15 protein-coding genes are annotated in these 17,231 nt (G+C 61.9%); 10 read left to right on the forward strand and 5 right to left on the reverse strand.

All coding sequences use genetic code 11. The features are described 5' to 3' along the window. Positions 1 to 8 precede the first annotated feature (8 nt). Positions 9 to 458 carry a hypothetical protein gene (locus FEU76_RS09765; RefSeq protein WP_081194035.1) on the forward strand — a complete coding sequence of 150 codons (450 nt, stop codon included), beginning with the start codon at positions 9 to 11 and terminating at the stop codon, positions 456 to 458. A 57-nt stretch (positions 459 to 515) separates the two neighbouring features. Here the strand turns inward: FEU76_RS09765 and FEU76_RS09770 are convergent, their stop codons facing one another. Beyond that, entirely contained in the window at positions 516 to 1,742 is a 1,227-nt protein-coding gene (locus tag FEU76_RS09770; RefSeq protein ID WP_313955439.1) for a benzoate/H(+) symporter BenE family transporter, read from the reverse strand. A gap of 147 nt (positions 1,743 to 1,889) precedes the next feature. Here FEU76_RS09770 and FEU76_RS09775 point away from each other — a divergent pair, with 147 nt between their 5' ends. Further along, entirely contained in the window at positions 1,890 to 2,477 is a 588-nt protein-coding gene (locus tag FEU76_RS09775; RefSeq protein WP_039178328.1) for a helix-turn-helix domain-containing protein, read from the forward strand. On the opposite strand, the gene nfo is transcribed toward FEU76_RS09775, so the two are convergent. Both nfo and FEU76_RS09785 read right to left on the reverse strand, forming a co-directional pair. Continuing rightward, positions 2,447 to 3,307 (reverse strand): deoxyribonuclease IV, encoded by an 861-nt coding sequence (nfo, locus tag FEU76_RS09780; RefSeq protein WP_144982581.1) that lies wholly within the window; start codon positions 3,305 to 3,307, stop codon positions 2,447 to 2,449. The two genes, FEU76_RS09775 and nfo, sit on opposite strands and share 31 nt — an antisense overlap. A gap of 2 nt (positions 3,308 to 3,309) precedes the next feature. After that, positions 3,310 to 4,074 (reverse strand): glycerophosphodiester phosphodiesterase family protein, encoded by a 765-nt coding sequence (locus tag FEU76_RS09785; RefSeq protein ID WP_144982584.1) that lies wholly within the window; start codon positions 4,072 to 4,074, stop codon positions 3,310 to 3,312. A gap of 244 nt (positions 4,075 to 4,318) precedes the next feature. Here FEU76_RS09785 and FEU76_RS09790 point away from each other — a divergent pair, with 244 nt between their 5' ends. Further along, positions 4,319 to 5,296, forward strand: coding sequence for an NADPH:quinone reductase (locus FEU76_RS09790; RefSeq protein WP_039178320.1), 978 nt, complete (start codon positions 4,319 to 4,321; stop codon positions 5,294 to 5,296). Positions 5,297 to 5,317: 21 nt separating this feature from the next. On the opposite strand, the gene FEU76_RS09795 is transcribed toward FEU76_RS09790, so the two are convergent. After that, positions 5,318 to 6,214, reverse strand: coding sequence for a MurR/RpiR family transcriptional regulator (locus FEU76_RS09795; RefSeq protein ID WP_144982587.1), 897 nt, complete (start codon positions 6,212 to 6,214; stop codon positions 5,318 to 5,320). 180 nt (positions 6,215 to 6,394) lie between these two features. Between FEU76_RS09795 and FEU76_RS09800 the strand changes: the two genes are divergently transcribed. The 7 genes from FEU76_RS09800 to FEU76_RS09830 all read left to right on the forward strand — a co-directional run bounded on the left by FEU76_RS09800 (position 6,395) and on the right by FEU76_RS09830 (position 15,484). Next, positions 6,395 to 7,204 (forward strand): enoyl-CoA hydratase/isomerase family protein, encoded by an 810-nt coding sequence (locus tag FEU76_RS09800; RefSeq protein WP_039178479.1) that lies wholly within the window; start codon positions 6,395 to 6,397, stop codon positions 7,202 to 7,204. 55 nt (positions 7,205 to 7,259) lie between these two features. Further along, the gene (locus FEU76_RS09805) at positions 7,260 to 9,431 is read left to right on the forward strand and encodes an acetate--CoA ligase family protein (RefSeq protein WP_144982590.1); all 2,172 of its coding nucleotides are present in this window, start codon (positions 7,260 to 7,262) and stop codon (positions 9,429 to 9,431) included. Further along, positions 9,428 to 10,237, forward strand: coding sequence for an enoyl-CoA hydratase-related protein (locus FEU76_RS09810; RefSeq protein WP_039178312.1), 810 nt, complete (start codon positions 9,428 to 9,430; stop codon positions 10,235 to 10,237). Before FEU76_RS09805 ends, FEU76_RS09810 begins: the two co-directional genes overlap by 4 nt. A 182-nt stretch (positions 10,238 to 10,419) precedes the next feature. Further along, on the forward strand, positions 10,420 to 12,249 hold the full coding sequence (locus FEU76_RS09815) for an SLC13 family permease (protein ID WP_144982593.1): 1,830 nt from the start codon (positions 10,420 to 10,422) through the stop codon (positions 12,247 to 12,249). Positions 12,250 to 12,352: 103 nt separating this feature from the next. After that, positions 12,353 to 13,111, forward strand: coding sequence for a DeoR/GlpR family transcriptional regulator (locus FEU76_RS09820; protein ID WP_016913669.1), 759 nt, complete (start codon positions 12,353 to 12,355; stop codon positions 13,109 to 13,111). Between the two features lie 135 nt (positions 13,112 to 13,246). Next, positions 13,247 to 14,731, forward strand: a complete 1,485-nt coding sequence (glpK, locus tag FEU76_RS09825) for a glycerol kinase GlpK (protein ID WP_039178305.1) — start codon at positions 13,247 to 13,249, stop codon at positions 14,729 to 14,731. Between the two features lie 528 nt (positions 14,732 to 15,259). Continuing rightward, positions 15,260 to 15,484: a hypothetical protein gene (locus FEU76_RS09830; protein ID WP_039178304.1), complete on the forward strand. Its 225-nt coding sequence runs from the start codon at positions 15,260 to 15,262 to the stop codon at positions 15,482 to 15,484. A gap of 85 nt (positions 15,485 to 15,569) precedes the next feature. Here the strand turns inward: FEU76_RS09830 and FEU76_RS09835 are convergent, their stop codons facing one another. Then, positions 15,570 to 17,216 (reverse strand): glycerol-3-phosphate dehydrogenase/oxidase, encoded by a 1,647-nt coding sequence (locus tag FEU76_RS09835; protein WP_096923090.1) that lies wholly within the window; start codon positions 17,214 to 17,216, stop codon positions 15,570 to 15,572. Positions 17,217 to 17,231 lie beyond the last annotated feature (15 nt).

Here is a 17,231-nt window from a genome sequence, read left to right on the forward strand (position 1 = left end):
GAACCTCCATGCAGCAAGCAGTGCGCCGTTGGTTGACGGGGGCGGTCGTTGGTGTCTCCATTGTGGCATTGAGTGGGTGCGGTACGCTTTTCTATCCGGAACGCAAAGGCCAGCTGAGCGGTGATGTCGACCCCGTGGTCGCCATTGCCAATAGCGTTGGCCTGCTGTTCTTCATCGTGCCGGGCGTGATCGCCTATGCCGTGGACTTCTCCAACGGCACTATCTACCTGCCCAGCGAGAACAGTGCGTCCGTGGATATTCATCATCTCGACGATGCCATGGACGTGGCCTCGCTGGAGAAGTTGCTGTCCGACAAGGCCGGTCAGCCGGTAACGCTGGAGAACGAGCTGCTGGTCATCGAAGAGATGAGCAGCCTGGATGAAGCGCTGGCCATGGTGCGCATGTCCGGCGTGCTCGATGAAGAGCGCCTGGCCAACATGGAACCAGCGGTGATGTAACCACCGTACACCGCTGGCCGATAGACGCCCTGCCATCCAGGATGGCGGGGCGTTTTTTTAGCGATCCTTCTGGTGCGCGCGGGCGCTGAATGTGCTGATCTTGAGTACCACAAGCCCCGCCACCAGGCCCCAGAAAGCCCCGCCCAATCCCAGTAGCGTCACGCCGGAACCGGTGAGCAGGAAGGTCACGATGGCGGCGTCGCGCTGTTCGCTCTTCTCGAAAGCGCCCGCCAGGCCCGTGCCCAGCGTGCTCAGCAGGGCAATGCCCGCCAGTGCCATCACCAGAACGCTGGGCAAGGCGCTGAACACCCCGGTCACGGTGGCTCCGAAGATGCCCATGGCGATATAGAAGACCCCGGCAGCCACCCCGGCGGTGTAGCGCCGCCTAGGGTTGGGATGGGCGTCTGGGCCCAGGCATACCGCCGCACTGATGGCCGCCATGTTGAGCGCATAGCCGCCAAACGGCGCCAGCAGCAGGGTGGCTCCACCGGTCCAGGTGATCAGCGGTGAGCTGTTGGGGCGATAGCCTGCGGCCCGCAAGACGGCGACGGCCGGCAGGTTCTGGGTCGCCATGGTGATGACGAACAGCGGAATGCCGATGCTGATCAGCGTCATCGGGTTGAATACCGGTGCGGTAAAGACCGGCAGCGTAGGCGCCAGCGGGATCGGCTGGGTCGAGATCTGGCCTTGCCACAGGGCCAGCCCCACGCCCACCAGCAGGACTCCCGGCACCGCCAGTGAGGGCCAGCAGCGCCGCCCCGCGACCCAGGCGGCCAGCATGGCCAGCGGCAGCAGCCACTGGCTTTCCATGACGTTGAACAGCTCCAGCCCGAAACGCAGCAGAATGCCCGCCAGCAGGGCCGAGGCGATGGCGCCGGGAATATGGCGCATCAAACGCTCGAACAGCCCGGTGACACCGCACAGTGTGATCAACAGCGCCGAAAACAGAAACGCGCCGATGGCCTCTTCGATAGGAATTCCCGGCAGGCTGGTGGCCAGGAAGGCGGCCCCTGGCGTCGACCAGGCGGTCAGCAGCGGCATGCGGTAACGCAGCGAAAGCCCCAGCGAGGTGATGCCCATGCCGATGCCCAGCGCCCATAGCCAGGAGCTGATCTGGGCCGTGGAGGCGCCCGCAGCGGCGGCGGCCTGAAAAATGATCGCGGCGGAGCTGGTATAGCCGATGATGACGGCGACGAAACCGGCAATCAGCGTAGACAGGCTCATGTCCCGCCACAGGTGAGGCGAGGCAGATGATGAAGAGGGCAGCGTCGTTGGCGTGTCCATGGGTGGCTCCCACGTGGTTATGTTGAGCGTGCGCTATAGCGCACGGATGGCCACGCTAACATTGTGCGTTATGACGCACAACCATTTTCTGGCATGATAGCCATTCGACCAACCCCGCTATCTGAACCCGACCGTCAGGAGAGTCGCATGGCTTTAACGCCGCATACCATTGCCGAGCATATTTCAGGAACGGTGAAGCAGCTGCGCAAGGAGCGGGGCTGGAGCCTCGATCGCGCGGCCAGTGAAACCGGGGTCAGCAAGGCGATGCTGGGGCAGATCGAGCGTGGGGAGTCGAGCCCCACGGTGGCCACCTTATGGAAGATCGCCAGCGGTTTTCGGGTGTCGTTTTCTACCCTGTTCGACAGTGACAAGCCTGCGCTGGGCGAGCTGCATCGGGATGGGTGGGAGTCGGTGTGGGGGGATGACAGCACGGGCATGCAGGCACGCCTGCTGTTTCCCTACGACCCCCTGCTGGGGTTCGAGATGTTCCTGATCGAGTTGGCCCCGGGTGCCATGAGCGAGTCCACCGCCCATGCCAGCGGCGTGGTGGAGCACATCGTGGTGGTGGAAGGCGAGATGGAGCTGCGCATCGACGAGCGCTGGCAAACCCTGGGCGTTGGCGAGGGGCTGCGCTTTTTCGCGGACCGGCCCCACGCCATGCGCAACAACGGTACGTCGCGGTTACGCTTTCACGATGTGATTCACTACCTGCCGGGGGCGGCCTCGGGGGCTTGAGCGCGCAGCCAATTCAGCTCTTCGGCCCAGATCTCGGGCTCGATGGTTTCGAGAATCATGGGAATGCCATCGATGCGCGCATCCTGCATGATCGTGGTGAAGGCCGCTAGGCCAATGTTGCCTTGCCCCAGGCTGTGGTGCCGATCCACACGGCTGGCGAAGTCGCTTTTGGCATCGTTGAGGTGCATGCCGCGCAGATACTCGAATCCCACCACGCTGCCCAGTTCGTCCAGCGTGGCGCGGGTCGCCTCGGCGCTGCGCAGGTCGTAGCCTGCGGCAAAGGCGTGGCAGGTGTCGATGCAAACGCCGACCCGGCGCTTGTCGTCCACCTGCTCGATGATGCTGGCCAGATGTTCGAAGCGCCAGCCCAGGTTGGTGCCCTGGCCTGCGGTGTTTTCGATGACCGCGGTCACGCCCTGAGTGGCCTCCAGAGCCAGGTTGATGGATTCGGCAATGCGCGACAGGCAGTCGGCCTCGCTGATCTTGTTCAAATGGCTGCCGGGGTGGAAGTTCAGCAGCGTCAGGCCCAACTGCTCGCAGCGCTGCATCTCATCGATGAAGGCGGCCCGCGACTTGTCGAGGCCCGCCGCCTCAGGGTGCCCCAGATTGATCAGGTAGCTGTCGTGGGGCAGGATCTGCTCTGGCGCGAAGCCATGGACGCGGCACGCCTGCTTGAAGGCTGCGATGGCCTCGTCAGTGAGCGGTTTGCCCTGCCACTGACGCTGGTTTTTGGTAAACAGGGCAAACGCCGTCGCCCCGATCTCCACCGCGCGCTGCACGGCCTGATCAGCGCCACCGGCCGCGCTGACATGGGCACCAAGATACTTCATTGTCATCCTTCTTTTCGGTTGTCGAGATAGCGCTGGAAAGCGGCTGGTTCATCGGTAATGGCACTGTTGATGCCCCAGGCCCAGCGGCTTTGAAACGCACTGGGGTCGTTGGCGGTATAACACAGGACCTGATAGCCATCCCGACGCATGGCAGCGGCCTGAGTGCGTTTCAGTCGGGGCCAGTGGGGGTGAATGCTGAACGCCTCGATGGCGGCACATTGAGTGCGCCACTCCTTGGGCAAACTGCCGTAAAGCGCGCCCAGGGCGAGAGCTTCTCGGGGCGCATGCCGACGGCTGTGAGCCAGTGCGGCCCCGTCAAAAGAGGAGACGATGCAGCGCTCGGCAGGTAGCGCTGCCAGCAGCATGGGCAGCACCGCATTGACCAGGGCAATGGGGTCGCGCCCCTTGTTGACCTTGATTTCCAGATTGACGCCCATTTCCAGCTCATTCAGCAGCGCCAGCATGGCCTCCAGGCTGGCCATGCGTTCCCCCGCAAAGCGGTCGCCGAACCAGCTGCCCACATCCAGCGCCTGGGCCTGGCGCCAGGTCATGTTGGCCAGCTCGCCGCGCCCGTCCGAACAGCGGCTCACATCGCTGTCGTGCCAGATCACGGGCGTGCCATCCCCCAGCAGTTGAACATCCAGCTCAACCCAGCGAGCCCCCGCCTGATGAGCGGCGCGCACGGCGGTGAGGGTGTTTTCGGGGGCGGCCGCAGAGTAGCCGCGGTGGGCGATCAGGGTGGGTACTTCAATGGCAGGGTGGGTCATGGACGATCCGTCTTGTGGTGACCAGGCGTGTTATAAAATGGCCCTTAGTCTAGCATGTACCCGTGACAGGCGTGTGTCGGCCAGAGGGTTGGACGACTTGATTTCAGCGCCCCGACGCGGTTGGATAGCGGACCCGTGCCGTCCCCGTCATCCGTTTTCGGTCAGCGGTACTCAACGCGATCATTCACGGCAAACGATAATTCATAACAAGCGATACCCCATCGCCAATCACAGGAGTTTTTTGATGTCCAAGCGTATTCAATTTTCCACTACCGGTGGCTCCGACGTACTCGAGTGGGCCGAGGTCGAGCCTGTCGCACCGGCCGCCGGTGAAGTCCGTATCGCCAACAAGGCCGTTGGCCTGAACTTCATCGATATCTATTTCCGCACAGGCTTGTACCCGGCCCCCAGCATGCCTTCTGGCCTGGGCACCGAGGGCGCAGGCATCGTCGATGCGGTGGGCGAGGGCGTCACACATCTCAAGGTAGGTGACCGCGTGGCGTATGCCCAGGGCCCGCTGGGTGCCTACGCCGAGCTGCACACGCTGCCCGCGGCCAAGGTGGTCAAGCTACCGGATTTCATCGACTTCGAAACGGCGGCGGCCAGTATGCTGAAAGGCTTGACGGTGCAGTACCTGCTGCGTCAAACCCAGCCGCTCAAGGGCGGCGAGACCATTCTGTTCCACGCGGCGGCCGGGGGCGTGGGCTCGATTGCCTGCCAGTGGGCCAAGGCGCTGGGCGTGAAGCTGATCGGCACCGTCAGCTCTCAGGAGAAGGCTGACCTGGCCATGGCCAATGGCGCCTGGGCCACCATCAACTACACCGAAGAGAACGTCGTCGAGCGGGTGCGCGAGCTGACCAACGGTGAAATGTGTGATGTGGTGTACGACTCCGTGGGCAAGGACACCTGGGAGATGTCGCTGGATTGTCTCAAGCCGCGCTCGCTGATGGTCAGCTTTGGTAACGCGTCCGGCCCGGTGGACGGCGTCAATATCGGTATCCTGAATCAAAAGGGAGCACTGTTCGTCACGCGCCCTAGCCTGAACGGCTATGCGGATACCCGCGAGCGGCTGGAAATGATGTGCGAAGAGTTCTTCGCCATGATCGAAAGCGGCAAGATTCGCATCGATGTCGCCAACCGCTACCCCTTGCAGGAAGCAGGCAAGGCCCAGGATGCGCTGCAGAGCCGCAAGACGACCGGCTCGACCATTCTGTTGCCCTGAGTCGCTCGCCTGAGCCGGGGGCTAGTCCACGTCGACATAGGCCCCCAGCTGGCGCATGCGCCGCTCGAAGCTGGCCACGTTATCCACCAGCTGGTCGGGGCCGACGGCCACGCACTCGGCCAGAATCGCTTCGCTGAGCGTGATGGCCGAGAGCAGCGACGGAAAGAAGTGAGGCGTGGCGTTGGCGACGGTGAACGTCACGCTGGCGCCAGGCACCAGCGGTGAGCGTAGGGTGTCGGTGACCACGATGGCCTGCACGCCGTTGGCGCGGGCAATCTCCAGCGCCTTGACCGTTTCGGCGCAGTAAGGCTCGAAGCCGAAAGCCACCACCACGTCCTGTTCGTCGAAGGGCGCCAGCTCCGTCAGTAGCCCACCTTCCTGTCCGCGAATCAGCGTCACGTCGGGCATGGCGATACGCCCCACGTAGGCAAAGTGGTAGGCGCAGGCAAAGGTATCGCGAAAGCCGATCACGGCCACCCGGCGAGCCGCCAGTATGCGCTCGGCGGCGTCTTTTACCCGCGCTTGGTTATCCGCCGTGAAGAGCCTGCCAATGTTGTCGAAAGCGGCATCACCCACCTCCACGAACAGCGCCTCTTGCGGGTTGCGCACCTGCTGCTTGAGCCGACTGGCACGGCCGCTCAGCTCGACCGGTGCGGCCTGCACCGCCGATTGAAAAACCTCCCGAAACGACTCGTAACTCTCGAAGCCCAGCCGCTTGGCCAGCCGAACCAGAGTGGAAGGCGTCACCGACGCGGCCTGGGCCGTTTTACGCACTGACTGAAACGCCATTTCCGTCGGGTGTTCCAACACATAGCTGGCCGCCCGTTTGAGCTGTGGGCTGAGCTTGGCGTAGTGCTCGGCCAGCTGCCGGTGGACGCTTTCCAGGTCGGGCGCAGGGCGGGTGGCGTGGTCAGGCATGGGGCTCTCTTTGATGAAGTGTAAAACGTTTGTGCCAATGATAAATGTTTTTGTCACGAATGTATTGATTATCCCCCAGCAGTGTCCTATCGTTCGGCAGTACGTTTGTTTCTCTTTTCCTATTTAAAGGAACAATCGTTTCCTTATTTGTTTTTTCCGAACGAGGTTACCAACAGCATCATGTCTGCCGACGCGCCCGCGCTGCCCACCTATGAAACGCTCCTGATCTCTCTGGATGAACACGTGCTGACCCTGCGGTTCAACCGACCCCACCGGCTGAACGCGGTGATTGAAACCCTTTATGAAGAGCTGCTCGACGCCCTGCGCTTTGCCCAGCACGCAGCGCAGGTAAGAGCGGTGATCCTGACCGGAGAGGGGCGCGCCTTTTGTGTCGGCGCGGACATGAAAGCCCATGGCAGTGCCCAGCGCTCGCTGTTTCAGCGGCGGGCTTATCTGCAGTTGGGCAATGATGCCTGTGAAGCCATCGACCAGCTGGGCAAGCCGGTGGTGGCGGCCGTGAATGGCTATGCCTTGGGAGCGGGGGCAGAAATGGCCGTGGCCTGTGATTTCATCGTCATGGCCGAGGACGCCCAGATCGGCTTCCCTGAAACCAGTATTGGCACCTGTGTCGGGGGCGGTGTTTCGAAGCGCCTGCCGCAGTGGGTGGGCCTGGGCCAAGCGCGCCGCCTGCTGTATCTGGGCGACCGCATCGATGGCGTGGAGGCCACTCGGATCGGTTTGGCGCTGGCCAACCATCCGGGAGCCGAGCTGATGGCCCAGGCCCAGGCGCTGGCTACTCGGCTGGCCGGGCAGGCGCCGGTCTCCATGGCGATGCTCAAGCCGCTGCTCAATCGCGCCAGCGAAACCAGCATGGAAAGCCAGCTTCAGCAGGAGCTGGACGCCGTGTTTACCTGCTCGATCACCGACGATTGGCAAGAAGGGGTCGATGCCTTTGCCGCACGACGTGCCCCGCGTTTTCAGGGCAAATGAGCCGGCTGCCACCTTGCCATCCTTTTATCGTCCGTTTTGCCCTACAGGTCACGTCATGAACCGCTTCAACGAATCACACGGCTCCCGCAGCCCGCTGCACACACTGCTTTCCCCAACGGGTATCGCTATCGTCGGTGCCTCTGCCGACCCGACCAAGCGCGGCTACAAAGCCCTGCTAGGGTTGATCAAGGGCGGCTATGAGGGGGCGATCTACCCCATCAACCCCAAGGCGGAGCAGATCCTCGACATTCCGGCCTGGCCCTCACTGGCGGACATGCCGGGTACGCCGGAGCTGGCTCTGCTGTGTACGCCGGCTGCCAGCGTACCGGCGCTGATTGCCGAGTGTGGCCGTCAGGGGATCAAGGGCGCGGTAGTGCTGGCCAGCGGGTTCGGCGAAACCGGGGCGGCAGGGGCTGGCCTGGAGGAAGCGATGATGGCGGCGGCCGAGGCGCATGGGGTGCGCATCATCGGCCCCAACACCTCCGGTCTGTTCAACCTGCATCAGCGTATCAACCTGCTGGACCTGGCCAATGTCAGGGCAGGCGACATCGGTATCGTCTCGCAATCGGGCAATATGCTGCTGGCGCTGGCCCTGGAAGCACAGCATAACGGCCAGGTGGGATTCAGTAGCTATATTGGCCCCGGTAACCAAAGCGACATTGGTTTCAACGACTACCTGCGCTATCTCGGTGAGGACCCGCATACCCGAGTGGCGACCCTGTACGTGGAAGGGTTTCGGGATGGACGGCGCTTTCTGGACGTGGCCCGCCAGGTCACGGCGCACAAGCCGGTGGTGGTGTACAAATCCGGCGCCACCGAGCAGGGGCAAAAAGCGGCCAGCTCGCACACCGGCGCCCTGGCAGGCAGCTACCAGATGACGGTAGACCTGCTGCGTCAGGTGGGTGTCAGCGTGGTGCAGTACTCCGACGAGATCCTGCCGGTTGCCGAAGGCCTGGGGCAGTTGCAGCAGGCGCCCGGCAAGCGGGTCGCGGTGATTTCCGACGGCGGCGGCCAGGCCACCATCGCCGCCGACCGGCTCGCCGAAGCCGGGCTGAGCCTGGCGACGCTGGCACCGTCCACGCGTCACGCTCTGGAAGAGGTGCTGCTTCCTCAGGCGGCGCTGGACAACCCTGTGGATGTGGCGGGCTCCTCGGATGCCTGCCCGTCGCTGTTGGCTCGCTGTGTCGAGATCGTGATGGCCGACCTCGGCGTCGACAGCGTCTTCCTGGTGGGCATGTTTGGTGGCTACAGCCTGCGGTTTTCCGAGTCGCTGGCCGACGATGAGCTGCAGGGGGCAAAGCAACTGCTGGCGTTGGCCCAGGGCAGCGAAAAGCCGTTGGTGGTGTACAGCCTGTACGCGCCCATCAAGCCGCCTGCGCTACGCCACCTGCATGAATCAGGGCTGCCGGTGTATGCCTCCATCGAACACGCGGTCAGGGTGTTGGCGGCGCTGGGCGAGCGAGGCGAGTACCTGACGCAGGTTCGGCGCCTGGAGACGCCCTGGCAGCCCACGGCCAAGGGAGCCGCGCTGCTCGCCGGGGCCCGAGCGGAAGGGCGCGACCTGTTCGAGTTCGAAGCCAAGGCACTGTTGGCCGAACACGGCATTGCCGTGCCACCCCAGTGGTGGGTAAGCCAGGCCGATGAGCTGACATCGGTCATCGAACAGGCAGGCCAGCAGCCCTTGGCCATGAAGGTGGTGTCGCGGGACATTCTGCACAAATCCGATGCGGGCGGCGTCAAGCTCCACCTGAGCGGGGCAGAGGCGCTGCGCGAGGCGTTCCAGGCCATCCAGCACAATGCCCATGCCTACGACCCCCGGGCCCGCTTCGAAGGCGTGCTGGTGAGCCCCATGGCCCAGCCAGGGGTCGAAGTGATCATCGGCATGTTCCGTGACCCGGTATTTGGGCCGGTGGTGATGTTTGGCCTGGGCGGCATTTTCGTGGAGGTGCTGGAAGACGTTGCCTTCCGGGCTCTGCCGCTGAGCGAGCGGGATGCCTACGCCATGGTGGAACAGATCAAGGCGCAGAAAGTCCTCGACGGCGTGCGCGGCGCTGCCGGTGTGGACAAACCGGCCCTGGTGGCTCTACTGATGCAGGTCTCGCGGCTGGTGGAGGCCTACCCCGAAATTCAGGAACTCGACTTGAACCCCGTGCTGGCCTATCCGCAGGGGCACCCTACCGGGTATGCCATCGTGGATGCCCGCATTATCGTGGAGCGCGACCAATGACGATGACGTTGCCCAGCTTGACCGATGCCACCCTGACGCTGCACGAGCGGGTCGCCACGCTGACCTTGAACCGCCATGACGTGCGCAACGCCTTGACCGGCACGGCACTGGTGGATGACATCGTGGCCACGGCTCGTTGGGTCAATGCTTGCCCAGAGATATCGGTGCTGGTCATCACAGGGGCGGGCAGCGCCTTCTGTGCAGGCGGCAATGTCAAGGACATGGCCAACCGCAGCGGCGACTTCGCTGGCGACGTGGCAGAAGTCGCCGAGCGTTATCGTCAGGGTATTCAGCGCATGCCGCTGGCGCTTGCCCAGGTGGAAGTGCCGATCATTGCCGCCGTGAATGGTGCGGCCATCGGTGCCGGGTTCGACCTGGCCAATATGGCGGATTTACGTATTGCTTCCCGCAAGGCGAGCTTCGGCGAGACGTTTCTCAATCTGGGAATCATCCCCGGCGATGGCGGCGCCTGGTTCCTGCAGCGCCAGATCGGCTATCAGCGTGCCTTCGAACTGACCCTGTCGGGCCGCGTGATCGATGCCGACGAGGCGCTTGCCTACGGCGTCGTGCTGGAAGTGGTCGAGCCTGAACAGCTCATGGAGGCTACCATGGCCCATGCAGCGCGTCTGGCCAGCCAGCCCCCCAAGGCCACGCGCCTGACCAAGCGGCTGATGAAAATGGCACCGGACATGGAGCTGAAAGCCTTTCTGGACGTTTGCGCCGTGTTCCAAGGGCTGTGCCATAACGAGCCAGAGCACCTGGAGGCCGTCGAACGCCTGCTGGCGCGCCTGCATCGCCCAGCCTGACGCTGAACCTGCACCTCCCCCTGGTACGCCTCTAACGCTCGGTTTTGCCGAGCGTTTTGCGGTTCTCTGCGCAGTGAATGACGGTTATCCAGAGGCTGTACGGCATGACTGCGATCGTCTAATGTAATGAGAAGATGGCGGAGGGAGTCGCGCCGCTGTAACGCTCAGGGAGATGGCACTCTATGTCCATGGAAAGTTTGGGGCTTGCGCCCAGCACGTTGGTCTTTGTGGTTCTTGGACTCACCCTGGCGGCGTTTGTCTGGGGGCGTTTTCGCTATGATTTGGTGGCCTTGGCGGCCTTGCTGGGCTCGGTCATGCTGGGGCTGGTACCCGCAGACGATGCGTTCATGGGCTTTGGCCACCCGGCGGTGATCACCGTTGCCGCCGTGCTGGTGCTGAGCCGTGGTTTCGAACGCTCAGGGGTGGTGGATGTCATTGCCAATCAGGTGCTCAAGGTCGGGGAGCGCCTGATGCTGCAGCTGCTGGTGCTGGTGGGCACGGTGGTGCTGTTGTCGGGGGTCATGAACAATGTCGGGGCATTGGCACTGCTGCTGCCGGTGGCCATGCGGCTGGCGCGAGAACACGATACGTCGCCCTCGCTGCTGTTGATGCCGCTGGCGTTTGGCTCGCTGCTGGGCGGCCTGACCACCCTGATCGGTACTCCGCCGAACATCATCATCTCGGCGTATCGTGGCAATATCACGGGCGAAAATTTCGGCATGTTCAGCTTTACGCCCGTGGGTGCTGCGGTGGCGTTGGTGGGTCTGGCCTTCATTGTGCTGGTGGGCTGGCGATTCACCCCCAAACGCAATGCCCAGTCGGCGGGTGATGACATGTTCGACACCGCCAATTACCTGGTCGAACTCAAGGTCAGCGAGGCCTCCAAAGCCAACGGACTGACGCTGCAACAGCTGCGCGACGAGCTGGAAGAGACCATTCCCGTGCTGGCGGTGGTGCGCGACGATGACCGGCGGGCAGGCTACCGTTTCCACGGCGTACTGCGCGAGGGCGATATCCTGCTGCTGGAGGCAGGCCCCGATGAATTGAGGCTGCTGGAAGACAAGGTGGGCCTGAGCGTCATTGCCGAGCCTGACGACGCCGAAGAAGACGAAAGCGACGAGCAAGCGGTGAAGGAGCGCCAGCCCGTCGATACCGAAGGGCTGCAGTTGATCGAGGCGGTGGTGCGCAACGACTCGATGATGGTCAATCGCAGCGTGCGCCAACTGCGCCTGCATCATCAGTTTGGCCTGCATCTGGTGGCGGTGGCCCGTGACGGCGCCCGACTCAAGCAGCGGCTGCGTGACATTCGTTTTCAAACCGGCGACGTCCTGCTGCTGCAGGGCAGTGAAAACGAGATCGCCGACAGCCTGGCCACGCTGGGCTGCCTGCCGCTGGCCAACCGCGAGCTGAACCTGGGCCAGCCGCGCAAACTGCTGCTCTCTATCGGTATTTTCGTGCTGGCCATTATCGCCATGCTGCTTGATCTGCTGCCCGCTGCGGTGGCCATGAGCACGGCGGCGCTGGTGTCGCTGTTGATCGGCGTGCTGCCGCTGCGAGAGGGGTATCAGGCCATCGACGGGCCGGTGATCGTGCTGCTGGCGGCCATGCTGCCGGTGGGCGAAGCGCTGGAAACCAGCGGCGGGGCAGCGATCATTGCCAACGCGCTGCTGACCTTTGGCCTGGAGTGGCCGGTGATCGTCTCCCTGGCGGGGCTTTTTCTGCTCTCCATGCTGCTGTCGAACGTGGTCAATAATGCCGCTGCCGCGCTGCTGATGGCGCCCATTGCCGCCAGCCTGGCCAATGGATTCGACGTTTCCCTGGACCCCTTCCTGATGGTGGTGGCCGTCAGCGCCTCTTGTGCCTTCCTCACGCCTATCGGTCATCAGTCCAACACCCTGGTGCTGGGGCCAGGGGGCTACCGCTTTGGTGATTACTGGAAGCTGGGGTTGCCGCTCTCGCTGGTGGTGATGTGCGTGACGATACCGATGATTCTGTGGGTCTGGCCGCTATAAGTGACGTTTCATCGGCTTTGGGTCATGTTCGCGTGATTGGATATCGAAAATTTTGCTAATCTATTACGCACATGGATCAATCAATAACGAACAGGCCGGGCTTATGAACCAGCAGTATCGCCAGGATGCCATTGTCGAGCTGGTGCGCCAGCATGGTTACATGAGCATCGAGCAACTGACCGAACATTTTGCGGTAACGCCCCAGACCATCCGGCGTGATCTGAATACCCTGGCCAATGATGGGCGCGTCCGGCGCGTGCATGGCGGTGTAGGGGTCGAGTCGAGCACGGTGAACACCGCCTACAGCACGCGCAAGACGCTGCACCTGGAAGAGAAAGAGCGGATTGCCCGCTGCATGGCCCAGCATATTCCTCACCATGCTTCCCTGTTCATCAATATCGGTACCAGCAACGAAATGATTGCCCAGGCGCTGCTGGAGCACCAGGGGCTGGAAATCATCACCAACAACCTGAACGTGGCTGCCATCCTGCAGCACAAGGAAGACTTCACGGTGATCATCGCCGGGGGGCAGGTGCGTTCGCGCGATGGCGGCATCATCGGTGAAGCCACCATCGACTTCATCAATCAGTTCAAGGTGGATTACGGCATCATCGGTATCAGTGGTATCGATGAAGATGGCTCGCTGCTGGAGTTCGACTACCAGGAAGTGCGCGTGGCCCAGGCCATTATCGCCAACTCTCGTCGGGTGTATCTCGCCGCCGACTACTCGAAGTTTCACCGTAACCCGGTGGTGCGTCAGGGCAATCTGTCGCAACTGGATGCGCTGTTCACCGACCGTCGGCCGCCGGAGTCGATTACCCGTCTGCTTACCCAGCACGATGTGGCGCTGCACATCGCCTGACCCAGCGGGAAAGGCGTCGCCACCTTGGCAAGTTTCATACTTGAGCATTGCGAGCCGCTGGCGTAGCCTTGGAGCATAATAAAACGAAACAAAGTCGACAAAATCGAAAGAACCCTACAACAAAGTGAACACGATATGTCCTCCTTCATTCTTGCCATCGATCAAGGTACCACCAGCTCTCGTGCCATTCTCTTCGACCGCCAGGGCCAGGTAGCGGCCGTTGCCCAGCAGGAGTTTCCCCAGCACTTTCCCCAGGACGGTTGGATCGAGCACGACCCGGAGGATATCTGGGACTCCGTAGTGGCGACTTGCCGAGAGGTGCTGGCCAAGGCCCGGGTCAGTGCCGAACAGATAGACGGTGTCGGCATCACCAACCAGCGAGAAACCACGGTGGTATGGGACCGCGCCACGGGCAAGCCACTCTATAACGCCATCGTCTGGCAGGATCGGCGCACCTCCGAACGCTGTCAGGCGTTGCGGGACGAGGGCCATACCGAGGCGGTGCAGGCCAAAACCGGCCTGCTGATCGACCCCTACTTCTCTGCCACCAAGCTGGCCTGGATACTCGATCGGGTCGAGGGCGCTCGCGAACGGGCGGCCAAGGGGGAGCTGGCCTTCGGTACCATCGACAGCTTCCTGATCTGGCGCTTGACCGAAGGCCAACAGCACGTCACCGATGCCACCAACGCCTCGCGCACGGCGCTGTTCAACATTCATGAGCAGCGTTGGGACGATGAGCTGCTGGCGCTGTTCGACGTGCCCGCCAACATGCTGCCTGACGTGAAAGACTCCAGCGACGACTTTGGCACGATGGCAGCCCACTGGCTGGGGGCTGCCTTGCCCATCGCCGGGGTTGCGGGTGACCAGCAGGCAGCCTTGGTCGGGCAAGCCTGCTTCAAGCCCGGCATGGGCAAAAGCACTTACGGCACGGGCTGTTTCATGATCGTGAATACCGGCGATACGCCGTCGGTATCTCGCAACCGCCTGCTGACCACCGTGGGTTACCGGATCAATGGCAAGCCCACCTACGCCATGGAGGGCAGTATCTTCGTGGCCGGGGCGACCGTGCAGTGGCTGCGTGACGGGCTGAACCTGTTTGCCGACGCCTCGGAAACCGAAGCCTTGGCCCAGAAAACCCGTAGCGGCCACAGCGTGTACCTGGTGCCTGCCTTTACCGGGTTGGGTGCCCCCCATTGGGACCCCAAGGCCCGCGGCGCCATTTTTGGCCTGACTCGGGATACCGGGATCGCCGAAATCGTCGCGGCCGGGCTGCAGGCGGTGTGTTACCAGACTCGAGACCTTCAGCTCTGCATGAACGATGACATGGATGCCGCGCCAGGCAACCTGCGTGTCGATGGCGGCATGGTGAAAAATAGCTGGGTGATGCAGTTTCTGGCCGACATGCTCAACGTGCAGGTGGATCGACCGACGATTCTGGAAACCACGGCGCTGGGGGCGGCGTATCTGGCCGGACTGCGGCTGGGGTGGTACGACACCCTGGAAGAGATCGAACAGCTGTGGCGCTGCGAGAAGAGCTTCACGCCCAGCATGGAGGAGGCGACTCGCGAACAGCTTTATCAGGGCTGGTTGGATGCCGTTTCCCGCGTGCGCTCCACGTAGTCTCTATATAACGCCTATTTGCTGCCTGGATTCAAGCAATAAACGCTGCCCAAACAAGGGTGGCGTTTTTTATTATGTTTTTTCAGTATTCAGGTTTTTGTTAGCACTCTTACTTGTTTTTCAAGTTTCATTTAAAACAGTCGTTTAACTGCGCCTGTGAAAGTAACCATCAGCACTTTCATGGTTATGACGTTTATGTAGTCAAGCTACAACCGCGCCTGCTGCCAAGGGTGCATTGTGAGTATTGCACCCGTGAACCATAGTGAAGTCATGGATCAGGGCGGTGTCTTGTTATCCCGATACGCCGCAGGGTTCCTTGCTACACACCGAGGCGCTGACGTTTTACCAAAGCGCCAAAGGCGAAGGTCTTGTAACGCTTGTGACCGTTTCGCAGTTACCGAACTGGGCACTTACCCGGCCCAGCATGAGTAGCAATGTCATCATTCTTCATTAATAAGATGGCTGCTTGATTACCACACTTCGTGAACCGTAACAGGCAGCGGCTGAGCATACCATGAGGGACTTACCATGAACTGCATCGAATTGAGCCAACAAGCTGACCGTATCGCTAGCGCTTTCAGTAAACAGGATCTGGCCAAACTGGTCCTGGCGCTAAAAGGCAATCGCGAGTCGCTGCAACACGCGGTCGAGGTCATCGACACCATCGACAGCCGACTGGGGTGCACCCTGGAAGAGGCCTGGGATGAAGTGCTGGCCGGCGACTCTCAACTGGCGGTGGTACACGACGAGTAGGTCGTCACTCGCTTGCTGAACTGATTGGCCCCCTGCCAGTGATGGCAGGGGGCTTTTTATTGGGCGTTCACCGCAAGCGCGGTTTTTACGCCAGGCTGGCGGGTTCGCTGGGGGGGCGAGAAGTATCGCGGTTTTCCGCAAAGTAAGTGGCCAGGCGTGCCTCGGCCTCTTCACCGAACAGCACGCGGCAGGCTTCTTGCAACCCGCTGGAGTGGCGTAGCTGCTCGTGATGAACCACCATCGACACCTTGGCACGCCGACGCAGAAAATCTTCCAGCTGGGTGATCATTTCATGGTCTCGGGCATGCTCGATTTCACAGCGGATGTACTCGGTGCCTTCGATGAGAATATCGGCCTCCGAAGGGTCCTGGCGGATTTTTTCCAGCATCGGGATGGCCTGTTCGGCGTAGCGTCGCCACAGCCGAGAGGAGAGCGGCTCGGAGGAGGTGGCTGCCGTCATGGCGTCCAGATTCATGCGCTTGGCCTGGTCCATGAACTGCTGCTTGACCGGCTCGGGCGGCTCACCGTACCAGTGAAAGCTGGGGTCGGGCAGGGTAACGCCCAGTTTCATGACTTCATCGGAAATTTCATCGCCCACGTTCAGGCAGTCGGTCAGCTTGCCGCCAAAGATGCTGATATGCGCGCTTTCCGGGTTGGTATCGATGACGTGCTTGCGTGACAGCTGCAGAAAGTCTCGGTCGCTGCCTTGTTCGGCCTTGATGGCCAGCGGCCGCACGCCGCAACGGGTGGAGATGATGTCATCCTGGGTCAGCGGTTTGTCCAGTGTCAGCCGTTTGTTGATGTTCTCCAGCACGAAGGCGATGTCGTCTGCCGTGACATCGACCTCAGGGTTTTCCATGTGCGTATCGGTGGTGCCGATACAGGTACGATTGCCCATGGGGATCACGAAGAACAGACGGCCATCATCGGCAAAGAAGGCCAGCACGCGCTTGGTCGCCGTGAGCTGGGGCACGATGAGGTGAATGCCCTTGGAGTACAAGTGCTGATGGGTGGTCTTCTGGCCCGTCAAGGCATTGTGCTGGTCTACCCACGGCCCGGCGGCGTTGATCAACACTTTGGAACGAATATTGAAGGTCGTGCCGTCCATGACGTTGCGGGCGCGGGTTACCCAGTGTTCGCCATCGCGTTCGGCGCCCAGCGACTCGACGTAATTGGCGGCGACGGCACCGTAGTTCAACGCATGGCGCACGAAGTTGAAGACGAAGCGGGCATCGTTGTCGTGCAGGTAGGCATCGGAATATTCGAACCCGCCCACGGCATCCTTGATATCGATGATGGGCTCTTCCTGCTTGAGTTTCTTGGGAGACAGCAGGCGGGGCAGGCGTGTAAAGCCATTGCCCATCAGCCAGTACAGCCAGGTACCCGCCCACAGATAGCGGGGCGAGTGCCGAAAACCTTGGGTGATGGTGGTCAAAAAGCGAATTTCTTCCACCGTCGAAGGGTAGCTCTTGATCAGGTGGTTACGGCTCTTGCAGAGCTTGCGCACCAGGGCAAAGTCCTTGCTTTCCATATACTTGATTCCCCCCCAAACCAGGTTGGAGGAGTGCATGCTGGTACTGCCAGCGAAGTCACCACGGTCAATCAGGGCCACTTTGGCGCCTTTGCCTGCCAGCGCCGCAGCGGTGGCTGCACCATTGATGCCACCACCAATGATCAGTGCGTCAAAGTCATCGGTGTGCAATTTCTCTACATTACGGTTACGCAGTTTCATGGCGGATCCACTTAT

The sequence above is a fragment of the Halomonas sp. C22 genome, assembly GCF_007655045.1.
Lineage (GTDB): Bacteria > Pseudomonadota > Gammaproteobacteria > Pseudomonadales > Halomonadaceae > Vreelandella > Vreelandella hamiltonii.